We start from the raw sequence: 9,444 nt of genomic DNA on the forward strand, positions 1-9,444 counted from the left end.
CCGCGTGGTCTGCCCGACCTCATTAGCCCCCAAGCCAAACCTGAACCCGCCCCCGGCACGACATCACCACCCTGGGGGGTTCTGACGCTCGTGGCCGGGGGCCGGCCCCAAGCGGGCGAAAGTCCTGGGGGCATCGGACAAACACGGCAGCTATGTCGATGAGTATCCGGTGAGCGTGTCGTCGTTCAACAAGACCATCGCTGCGGCGGCTGGATTGCCGTTGGATGAGGAGTTCTTCGCGCCCAACGGGCGTCCCTTTAAGATCGGGGGCGACGACGATCCCATCCCCGAACTTCTTGCCTGATGTTGGCGTCCTTTGTCAGAAACAGCTCAGTTGGTCTCGCATCGTCGTGCTGTTTTGGCGTTGGTCGTTGTCAACGTGTTGTGGGGATCTTCGTTCCCATTCATCAAGGCGTTGAACCTGCTCGCGGATGAGCATTTTGGTGTGGATGAACACACCGCATCGGGAGCCTTCCGCGCCGCGGCGTCGGCATGGATGACCGGCTTACGTTTCGCGTTGGCTGGCGTGTTGTTCGCGGTCTGTTGCAGCGGAGTGCTTCGACGTGTCCGCTGGTCACACTTTCTCGCCGGAATCGCGATTGGGTGTTTGTTCGTCATCGGGATGGTTTTGCAGGTCTCCGGTTTGTCGACCATCCCCGCGTCTCGCAGCGGTTTTCTGACCAGTCTCGCGGTGGTTTGGACTCCCGTTCTGGCAATGCTGTTTGAACGACAGCGTCCCCGGTCAACCGTTCTGCTCGCTGCGGGAGTTTCGTTGTTTGGCGTCGCGATCCTGACTGGTTTGTTGCAGTGGGGAGGCGGCGGATTGCGTTTCGCACCCGATGGGCTGGGGCAATGGAAAACCGGTGACACGTTGACTCTGCTGGCGGTGCTGTTTTTCAGCGGTCAGATCGTTGCGGTTGATTGGTTTGGAAAGCGATTGGATTCGCTCGCGTTCACGCCATCGATGTTTGGTACCACCGCCGTGTTGGCGTTGCTGTTCTTTGTTTTCATTCAGCCAAGCATTCCAGAGGTTTCAACAAACGAGTCAACCAATCCTGGGTGGTACGCGTTGACGATCCAGCCTCGCTTCTATGGGCTGATTGTCTTGCTAGCGATTTTCCCATCGTTGGTCGCATTCTCGCTGATGAATCGATATCAACCCAGCGTCTCACCGACGCAAGCATCAGTGCTCTACACCCTGGAACCCCTGATGGCATCCACCTGGGCCATGTTCGTTCCTGGACTACTCAGCGTTTGGTGTGCCATCCAGTATGCTAATGAAACGTTGACCTTCGAATTGGTTCTCGGCGGAACCATCCTGATTCTCGCCAACCTGCTGTCGCTCTGGCCAACACCAAAGTCACCCGCCGGCTCTTGAAACAACACTTTCATCAACCAACTTGTTTTGGATTGAACTTGGCCTGTGGCCAAAGAACTGAACGAACTTCGCCGTCGCGGGGGGGCTGATCCTTGGCAGCGGCAACATTGTTCACAACTTGCGGTGGATGCATGGTCAAAGGCTCGATCAAGGATTCGACTGGGCGATGGAGACAAACGAGATCACCAACCGACTGATTTTCAATCGCGATCATGCGAAGTTATGTGACTACCAATCGTTGGGAAAGTCAGCCGCGCGAGCGATTCCAATGCCGGATCACTACTTCCCGCTGCTCTACCCGCTGGCTTTGCAAGCCCCCCAAGAAGACGTCAAGATCTTCAACGACAAGGCCGTTTTGGGATCCATCACGATGACCTCCGTTCGCGTTGGCTAGCGTGGGTCACGTGGGGCCAAATCGGTCGCTGGGTTCAGACGCAGATTCTCGGCAAGCTGCGTGTTTTCAACGGGAGATTGGATCATTCTTCAATCGAAAACGTTTTTGCTAGACAAAACGCAACTTCGTCTCACCTACGGTGTTCACTGACGTAGCCAGCATATCCTCTCCTCTTTTCTCGCATCGTTGTTGGCGAGTATGAGCGAATCGCGCGCCTGTCGAATGACATCGCGGAGGAGATGAACACCGCACGCATTTCGATTGCCCCATTAAAAAATGACTTCTCATCCCCTTCTCTACGCAATCTATTTCACCGCCTGTTTCTCAACGAATGCATGGGCACAACCGCGAAACCGAGGTTCGGCCAGCCTGAAACCGATTGAGACCGATCAAGGTTTCTTGCTGATTGATGGTGTCTATGTGGAGACGCCGTACTCAATCGACGTCTCCGCCGATGAACAATCCATCGTGATCAATGGCGTCTCATACGACGCCGACTATTTTGATCTTTCGCAATTGGCTCGGCAACGCGGACGCGAAGGACGCGGTCCGGGAATGGGGCGAGGACCAGGAGGAGGGCGCCGTGGCGGTGGTGGCGCACGCGGTTGGGACGATGGATTCGAAACGCAAAATGAGTACTTCCGCGGCGGTCAATGGATCAACGGAAACGGTGCCGAAAGCGATCCGCTAGAAAAAGACTCGCTAGCGATTCGCAGGCTGCTTCAAAGCCTGCAAATGTTGGAATGGGGAGCCATTAATGTTCTCGACCAAGGACAATCGCCCTGGCAACTTTGGCACGACCAAAGCGGCCATGAGCTACTGGAAGCACTGCTCGCCAAATCGAAAGGCGAAGCTTACAACACGGACGTTCCCGAGCAAGCATCCAATTCTGGTTATGATGAGCGATGGGTGACCACGATCGTTAACTTTGAACCCAGTCCCAGCTTTCGAGATCGAGCCGAGGAAGCCGTCGCCTTGGTCAACGAAGCGGAAGCACAGCACGCTGCCGCTCAGGCTGCCAATCTTTTGATCGCGCGGCTGAACTACCCCATCACCATGTTGGCGTTGGTCCTCGTCGTTTTCGCGGTTGGGCATCTAATGGCGGAAGCGTCCCAGATTTTCTCCTCGACCGAAGAACCAACGGACACACCCAGTGTTCGCAAAAAGCTTGTGATCTCACTGGTCATCATTGGGCTGATGTCCGGCATTGATCTCGCATGGACCCTGCTCGCTCACCAATCGGGAACGATGCGAGAGCTGAATCCGGTTGGCAGTCGCCTGATCGAAAACCCGTATGGGTTGGTAGTGTTCAAAATTTTGATCACCAGCATGTCTCTTGCCCTACTGTTCTACCTGCGTCAGAAACCGTTGGCCCGGAAAGCCACCTGGTGGTGTTGCCTGGTGCTCACGCTTTTGACCGCACGATGGTTGACCTTTCAATCGTTGTTCGCATAGGAATAGCAAAGCAACCAACAGGGACGAGAAGCTAAAAAGTATGCATTGGGTATCCATGTCGACGGGGCTTGGAGACTCATCGTATGGAACACGAACCGGCGTCATTCGACTGCGATTCTCGCCCTGCGTTGGGCATGCGGTGTGCATCTCGCTGAGGTGTCGGGGCCAAGAGCCAATCGCGATTGATGCACGAAAGATTGAAACACGCCGATTTGACCCCCGTCCCCTTTTCGAGGTGAAAGCACCGGCGAGCGAGAGTGATCTTCCCCCGCCCCTTGGGTTGTGTAAGCTTGGTGCCAGTCCTCGGGATCACAATCCTGGCGGTCAACGAACCGAACGCACCTTCTCTGCCGATACCTGCATGTCACACGAATCAGCCGCTGCCCCGAGTTCAAAAGGGCGTTCAGCCGAACCCAACCTCGATTCGACGAAGTTTGCTGAGGTGACAGCGGGGGTCTATCGCCGCTTCGACGCGGAATCAGTTTGGATGGCATTGCGTTATGCGGTCGGGCAACAATTGTTCGAAGAGAACCCGACAATCATGCTGATGTTCGTGCGAATTGCAGAGATCTATCCGGAGGCTCATGCACGATTGCAGGATGTCCGGTCCCAGGAATCCGGTCCGTTGCGTCAAGCGATCGACTTGATTGTCGATCCCCCCAACGAGCTTCGTGAAGCAAGGTACCTGCCTGATGCGATTCAATCGCCCGGTGAGATGGATCTGTGTTGGGCGGAATTTCTAGTGACCGGGGAAACGGAAATCGTTGAGAAGATTGTTGCCGTGCTGGACCGAGACGACCGGACTCGTAAATTTCTCAACCAAACGCTTTCCAGCGAAGCGACTGATTTGAAGTTGTCTGATGCGGAGCGTACGGAGCTTCAACAATACGGAATTGGAATCGGGAGGGTGTCTGAAGATGCCCAATGGGAAGTCATGACACCGGGTGATACCGATCTGTTTCTATGGCTGGCGATCAAAGACCAAAACGAAACCTGCACGCGGATATTGCATGCCATGGACGAGCCGCAAAAACTGCACTTGGCGAGCAAGGGAGCCGCGCTCTGGTCACTTCAGGCGAACGCAACGCAGCACGGAACGATTCGCATGCTTTGCGAGCAGGCAAGCAAGCAACCAGGTGGCTTCGGACGAAAACTCTTGATTCCCGCCTGATGCTTCACTGACTGCCCCCCGCCTCATCACCAGACAACTTTTTTTCCAACCTCGCATCTGCTACTCGATTCATGGCTGTGGCACGAATCCAACCCACCAACCAATACTTGCCCAGATTACTTCCGGCCGATTGTTGTCGCCTCCGTGACGATGCGCGGTGATATCACGCGACAGAACCGTATGTTTGTGACGCTCAGGCCAATGGGAAGGGATGGGGGCTGATCGGGAAGCGGCGTTCCTTTCGAGAAATCACTGTTCATCGCCTAGTATTGATTCGAACTCTCTGGGAATCTCACCGCCGTCGCCGGTTGCCAGGAATATCCCCCCATTGATGTTGTCTGAAATCACAGCACCTTTTGGAAAGACAATCAAAACATCGTTGGGATCGACTGTTCCAACTGCGTGTTCAAGGATGCTGGTTGAAAATACATTGACGGTTGGAGCTTTCAGACGTTTGTTCATTGATTTCGAACGTGTCGTGTCATCAACACTTTTTAGACGCACTCGACCATTCTGGTCGGGGCCTTCGTACGAAAAGACAACGGATCTTTCATACACCGGCTCAGTCTCGCCAGCCGTGATGATTTCACGACGGTCTTCCACCAGCCGGAAACCGAGTTTCTCGGAGAATCTTAGGACGCGAGTCCCCACCCTTTCCGTGGTCAATTCGTTGACGATCGGGAAGGAAATGGAAGGGTGGTCTTCATCTTCCTTGGTGCTGAGATGCCATTTGCTTCTTGAATTCAATGTCGAAGCAAGAAACGTCTGGCCATTCGTGTCTTCCAATCCAAGAAAGTAATGTCCAATCCGAAAGAGACGTTCTGAACCATTTCGTCCTTTGTGAACCCGGCCGTATGTCGTCATGGCTAAGTCAGATGCTGGTTCATAAACCTTCGATTGGTCGTTATTTCCGTTGTACTCCAAGACCGAATGGAACAGTTGTTTTCCTGTGGTCGCGTCTTGACCTTCCGTCGCGATCACCTCCAAACGATATGAGTCGTTTAGCACACTTGCCGTGTACGTGTACCGCTTGTCGAACTTAAGCAAGCTGCCGACCGTCCCTGCTTCATCCTTGAAAAACGCATTCGTAGCAGTCGCGTCAATTTGAACGTTCTTAGGAACCAAGCAATGTTCCTTCAACCTCTCTGCGATGAAATTAGCCGACCAGCCCGCTGTCGGCGGCGAGGAAACAGCCGGGGAAACAGTTGCGGAGTCATCAGCACAGACAATAGAAAAAGCGGAGAGAAAGGCCAGGCAACAAGCCAGAAAGTGTCTTTTTGACATAGCAACCGTACTACTCGGAGTTCGGGCAAGAATGCGCGACGGGCAAGGAGATGTTACGGGAGTCAACTCAGGGCTGTTCGTTGAATCGGCTTGCGTCGTGATCACCCTGTTGGCAATCGAGCGTGTTTTTCAGCGAACTGTTCGCCCAAGTCAAGTCGCCGAAGAGTTCTGAAGGGTGCCGTCTACGATTGGCGGGATAGGAGAGTTGCTTTGCCGGTGGAGGCGATGTTTCCATGGTGGAACCGCCCCTGAATCGTTTTCGGTTCAGAGGCGGTAGAGCCAGTGGGTCTTCTGATCTGCGACAGGGCACGGCCCACCTTTGGGTGATCCGTTTCTTTAGGACCCGATCAAGGTCGCGGGGAGTTCGAGGTCATCGCCGAGTTCTTGTTGAAGGCTTTGTAGTTGCTCGAAAAGGTGTTTGACGATCGGCTGCATGGCGGGATTGGTGGCCAGATCGGTTTGCTCGCCGGGATCGTTTTGCATGTCAAACAGTTGCACGGTTTTGGCTTTGGGGAACACGATGAGTTTGTGCTCGGGCGTGCGAATGCTGCGTTGCAAATTCAGGTAGGCGCCGTAGATAGCTGGGTACGGTGTCACGCCTCCGTCCATCAAGGGAAGCACACTGTGAAAGTCGACGTGTTCAGGTTTCTCGATCTTGGCCAGTTCCAACGTCGTTGGCATCACGTCTTGCAGGTAGATCGGTTCTTCAATTCGTACGCCCGCTTTGACGCCTGGACCTTTGACGAGGAACGGCACACGAACGCTGTGGTCGTAAGGGTTTTGCTTTCCGAGAAGACCATGTTGGCCGACAGCGAGGCCGTGGTCCGCCGTGAAGAAGATCCATGTGTTGTCGGCTTTGCCAGATGCTTCGACCGAATCGAGGATGCGGCCGATCATCGCGTCCATGTGCGTTAGCAACGCGTAGTACTCGCGACGGTGAACCCGCACGGCGTACTCGGTGCGCGGAAACGGCGCCAGACGCTCATCCCGAAGTCTGCGTCCACATCCAATTTCTTCCGCATAGGGGTGCAGCGGTTGGTAGTTGGCGGGAACCAGAATGTTCTCTGCCGGGTATTTGTCGAGGTATTCCTGCGGGGCTTGGCGAGGATCATGCGTGGCGTTGAAGGCCAGGTACATGAACGTGGGTTGGTCGTGCTTGGCCGCGTCAGCGAAGAAGTCATCGGAGTGGTTGGCAATGACCTCGCTCCAGTGCGTGCCGCCTTCCCAGAATCCACCCCACTTTGGGTCGGACGGTGACCATGGATCGGGTTGGCCTTCGATCGGGCGGTTGTAACCTTCGGGAAAATCTTTGGGCATGCCCGGGCGGGTGTCTCGAACGACATCGAAAGATTTTTCGGCGTTCGCTCGGCAGTGCCATTTTCCGGTCATGTAGGTGCGGTAGCCGGCGGCTTTCATCATCTCGCCCCACCAACGACCTTCCTGCCGTTCCTGTTCCGATTGGTTGTAAATTTCCTGTGCCTGCCAAACAAAGCGTCCCGAGTTCAGCATCGTGCGGCTGGCCAGGCAAACGGCACCGCTCCACGAACCCATGTTGTAGGCGTGATCGAACGAGGTGCCTTCACGAGCGAGGCGGTCGAGGTTGGGCGTCTCGACTTCTTGGTTGCCGAGTGCAGCGATGGAATCGAAGCACAAGTCATCTGCGAAAATGAAGATGATGTTGGGGCGGTCGTCCGCGAAAGATTGTGGCGCGGTGACGTCAAGAAAAAGCGAGCCGAGAACGAGGCAGGCTGCGATCATGGAGCGGATCATGAGCAACAAAAGCTAGGTGGGAGGTGAGTGGGGAAACCTCCCAGTCTAGCTCAACGAAATCATCACGGGGCGCTCAATGGATTCAGCTGGCACCCAACTCGACATCGATTTTGGCGTCGCGAGCCGCGTCACGAAGTTTGCTAAGAGCTCGGGCTTCTAATTGACGCACACGTTCTTTGGTCACGCCCATTTCTTCGCCGACCTCTTTGAGGGTCAATGGCTCCACGCCGCGTTGCAGTCCAAAGCGAGCCGTGATGATCTTTTGTTCGCGTTCATCCAAGCGGTCCAGGATGCGAGCCAGTTCCCGCTGCCGTTGCAGTTGAACGGTTTCTTCCAGGTACGGATCCAGGCGTTCGTCTTGGTGTGCGACAAACATTTCTTCTGGCGTGGCACGGAAACGATCGCGGTGTTTGAACTCGTTCGGGATGGTTCGAGCGAAGTTCTTCATGATTGCCCAGGAGGCGTAGGTGCTGAACTTGTTGCCTCGCGAGTAATCAAATTTTTCGACCGCACGAATCAAGGACATGTTGCCGTCGCTGATCAACGAGAAAAAGTCTTCTGCTGAGGCGACGTGGCGTTTCGCGATCGAGACGACCAAACGCAAGTTGGCTTGAACGATTTTGTTCTTCACCTTGACTGCTTCTTCGTACAGCGATTGGATTTGATCCATCACGGCGGTGTCCATGCGATCTGCCTCGATCAGCGATTGACGCAGTTTGTTGGCACGGTGCTTGAGGTAGTTCATTTTGCGGAAGAGGTGGCCCTCTTGTTCCCGCGTCAGCAAAGGGACGTCGTACAAGGCAGCCAAGTAGCTCGGCAATTCCGAGGGAGCCCGCACTTTTCGCGCAGAGTCGGAAACCGGCATTTCGCCCAAGTACTCGGATTCTCGTGTGGTGTCTTCGAAATCTTCGTTGTAGATGTATTCCAGTGGCATCTCCAACAAGTGTTGCATCCGAACTTCATTCAGGATGCGTTGAATGCTGGTCCGAGTTCGTTTGAAGCGTTTGCACAATTGGGGGATCGTTGCACCATGCAGTTGCAGTTGGTGGATGACCCGCTTGTCTTCCTCACTGAGTGTTTCTCGGTGGTGGGGGAAGATCGCCAGTTGTCGGTTTTTGGCGTCGAAGTTCTTCAGCGTGTAGCGAACCGTTTCGGGCGAACGGTGCATGATCGATGCGATTTGCTGGATGACTTCGGCAAACGTGGCACCGCCTTCGACCAATTGGCGAGCGCGTTCGACCATTTCGGTCTTCTCGTTCTCGGACAGTTGGCTGAATCGTTCACCACGACGGACCTTGTCACGGTTGTTGGCGATGAAGCGATCGACACTGCTGTTGAGAAAACCGACTCGTTTGCGTTTTCCGAACAGGAATTTTCGGCTGACCAAACCGGCATCGCGCCAGCGGCTGATCGTCTTGGTGGAAACGTGAAAATTGCGACTGAGGTCGGCGACGGTGTGCACGTGCTCACCGGCTTCGTTCGCGTTGATATCGGCGGAATCGGAGAGGTCTTCGATCAACAACCGCAGGTCATGCACCAAGTCGGCCGACGCGATCGTTTGCCGAAGCGACGATTCGGGGCGGTAGTTGGTGATCCGGAACGTGACGTAATCCATCGAGTAATCACGATCGGGCTGGACCTCTGACAACAGTTTTTCAGCCAACAAAGACTGCTCAATCTTTTTGGCTCGAGGGCTGAATCGAGACAATTGATCGCGAAGTTCTTTGACAGCAATGTTTCGGTAAGACGCATGCATGATCTTGGTTTCCCAATGCCAGATTGTCCGTGCCGTTGTCCTTGCGACCCCGGCGGGTCGTCAGCACGTCAATCCAATTTGCCCGGGGGTCGCCTTATCCGTAAGACGATCGGTTTGATCGGGCAGTGAGTCTTCGTTTTCAAGGTCACCCATGAGGGCTGCTCAAAAACCATCCTATTGTTCACTGCCGTTTCTTCCAACGCGACTCCGTGCCGCGTCGGTTGAAGTCGACCGAG

General features: G+C 54.8%; 7 protein-coding genes and 1 pseudogene. 5 read left to right on the plus strand and 3 right to left on the minus strand.

What is annotated here, in order from left to right:
- Positions 1–109: 109 nt before the first annotated feature.
- The 5 genes and pseudogenes from ACF8AM_RS07110 to ACF8AM_RS07130 all read left to right on the plus strand — a co-directional run.
- Positions 110–304, plus strand: a pseudogene (locus ACF8AM_RS07110) (DUF1501 domain-containing protein); the annotation flags it as partial.
- A 12-nt stretch (positions 305–316) separates the two neighbouring features.
- Positions 317–1,378: a DMT family transporter gene (locus ACF8AM_RS07115; RefSeq protein ID WP_392554962.1), complete on the plus strand. Its 1,062-nt coding sequence runs from the start codon at positions 317–319 to the stop codon at positions 1,376–1,378.
- A 166-nt stretch (positions 1,379–1,544) separates the two neighbouring features.
- A complete protein-coding gene (locus ACF8AM_RS07120) occupies positions 1,545–1,772 on the plus strand; it encodes a hypothetical protein (protein ID WP_392554963.1) in 228 nt (75 codons plus the stop codon).
- A 276-nt stretch (positions 1,773–2,048) separates the two neighbouring features.
- Positions 2,049–3,227, plus strand: a complete 1,179-nt coding sequence (locus ACF8AM_RS07125) for a DUF5658 family protein (protein ID WP_392554964.1) — start codon at positions 2,049–2,051, stop codon at positions 3,225–3,227.
- 361 nt (positions 3,228–3,588) lie between these two features.
- Positions 3,589–4,398, plus strand: a complete 810-nt coding sequence (locus ACF8AM_RS07130; RefSeq protein WP_392554965.1) for a hypothetical protein — start codon at positions 3,589–3,591, stop codon at positions 4,396–4,398.
- A gap of 249 nt (positions 4,399–4,647) precedes the next feature.
- Here ACF8AM_RS07130 and ACF8AM_RS07135 read toward each other — a convergent pair whose 3' ends face one another.
- The 3 genes from ACF8AM_RS07135 to ACF8AM_RS07145 form a co-directional block, all read right to left on the minus strand.
- Positions 4,648–5,682 (minus strand): hypothetical protein, encoded by a 1,035-nt coding sequence (locus tag ACF8AM_RS07135; RefSeq protein ID WP_392554966.1) that lies wholly within the window; start codon positions 5,680–5,682, stop codon positions 4,648–4,650.
- Between the two features lie 336 nt (positions 5,683–6,018).
- Positions 6,019–7,452, minus strand: coding sequence for a sulfatase-like hydrolase/transferase (locus ACF8AM_RS07140; RefSeq protein WP_392554967.1), 1,434 nt, complete (start codon positions 7,450–7,452; stop codon positions 6,019–6,021).
- An 82-nt stretch (positions 7,453–7,534) separates the two neighbouring features.
- Positions 7,535–9,208, minus strand: a complete 1,674-nt coding sequence (locus ACF8AM_RS07145; protein WP_392554968.1) for a sigma-70 family RNA polymerase sigma factor — start codon at positions 9,206–9,208, stop codon at positions 7,535–7,537.
- Between the last annotated feature and the right edge of the window lie 236 nt (positions 9,209–9,444).

The sequence above is a fragment of the Rhodopirellula sp. JB055 genome (genome assembly GCF_043100905.1).
In the GTDB taxonomy this organism is placed as follows: Bacteria; Planctomycetota; Planctomycetia; order Pirellulales; family Pirellulaceae; genus Rhodopirellula.